1 protein-coding gene is annotated in these 1,425 nt (G+C 57.0%); it reads left to right on the top strand.

Annotation, left to right across the window (positions count from 1 at the left end; all coding sequences use genetic code 11):
• Window positions 1–112 precede the first annotated feature (112 nt).
• Window positions 113–1,414, top strand: a complete 1,302-nt coding sequence (locus DK261_RS08675; RefSeq protein ID WP_080710636.1) for an IS4 family transposase — start codon at window positions 113–115, stop codon at window positions 1,412–1,414.
• Window positions 1,415–1,425 lie beyond the last annotated feature (11 nt).

Here is a 1,425-nt window from a genome sequence, read left to right as displayed (position 1 = left end):
GGCCATCCCTTTCAAGGTCTTGGGTAAAATCCGCTGAAATTCAGTCAGGAAGACCCGAACGATGTGGGCCGATGTACTAGCGCGATTCGAGAAAAAAGCACCTGCCAGCGTGATGGCCAAACTTGCCTTGGAGCAAGCCATTGCGCCGGAGTGGGTCGATCAGGTTTTCGAAGAACACCGGCAACGGCAGTACTCCCGCGAATTGCTGTTCTCAACCATCGTTAAGCTCATGTCCCTTGTTTCATTGGGCTTGAAGCCGTCATTACATGCCGCGGCCAAGCAGCTGGAGGATCTTCCGGTTAGCCTGGCGGCCCTTTACGACAAGGTCAGCCGTACCGAACCGGCTCTGTTGCGCGCCTTGGTCACAGGTTGCGCGCAGCGCCTGACTCCGACGATCAAGGAGTTGGGGGGCTCAGCCATGCTGCCCGATTGGCAGGTTCGGGTGGTAGACGGCAGCCACCTGGCGTCCACCGAAAAGCGCCTTGGAGCACTACGGCACGAGCGCGGAGCGGCTCGTCCCGGATTCTCGGTCGTGGTCTACGATCCCGACCTGGATCAGGTCATTGACCTGCAACCCTGCGAAGACGCCTACGCAAGCGAGCGAGTCTGCGTGTTGCCGCTACTGTCCGATGCCAAGACGAACCAGGTTTGGATCGCTGATCGGCTCTACTGCACGCTTCCTGTAATGGAGGCCTGTGAACAAGTGAAAACGTCATTTGTCATTCGCCAGCAGGCCAAGCACCCGCGCCTGATTCAAGAGGGCGAGTGGCAAGCATCTTTGCCTGTTGCAACAGGTACGGTGCGTGAACAAAGCATTGAGGTAAGAGGGGGGCATCAGTGGCGACGCATCGAGTTGACGCTCCATTCACCAAACGACTCAGGTGACCGCAGTTTGATGTTCTGGAGCAACCTGCCCGAGAGCATCAGCGCACCGCAGATCGCGGACTTCTATCGCCGTCGTTGGAGTATTGAAGGGATGTTCCAGCGACTGGAAGCCATTCTGGAAAGTGAAATTGAATCCCTCGGCAGTCCACGAGCTGCCTTGCTTGGATTCACCACTGCCGTGCTGGCGTACAACGTACTGGCCTTGCTCAAGCGCAGCGTCGAACACGCTCATCGAGAGACTCAGCCTGAGGGCTGGGAGGCTTCGATCTATCACTTGGCGATCCAGGTCAGAGCTGGATATGAGGGCATGCAGATCGCTCTGCCCGTCGAATATCTACCGATCGTCTCAATGGAAAAACTGGCCCAGCGCTTGTTGGAATTAGCCAAGAACATTCAACCCAAGCAAGTCGCCAAAAGCCAACGAGGCCCCAAGGTACCCAAGCCCAGGACATGGGTTCAAGGGACGGCGGTACATGCCCACGTTTCAACAGACAGGGTCATCAAGGCTGCCAAAACGAAAAGACCTTGAAAGGGATGGCC

The sequence above is a fragment of the Pseudomonas sp. RW409 genome, assembly GCF_003184125.1.
In the GTDB taxonomy this organism is placed as follows: domain Bacteria; phylum Pseudomonadota; class Gammaproteobacteria; order Pseudomonadales; family Pseudomonadaceae; genus Aquipseudomonas; species Aquipseudomonas chlororaphis_I.
Note: the sequence above shows the minus strand (reverse complement) of the source record. Positions and strands in the feature narration are given on the sequence as shown.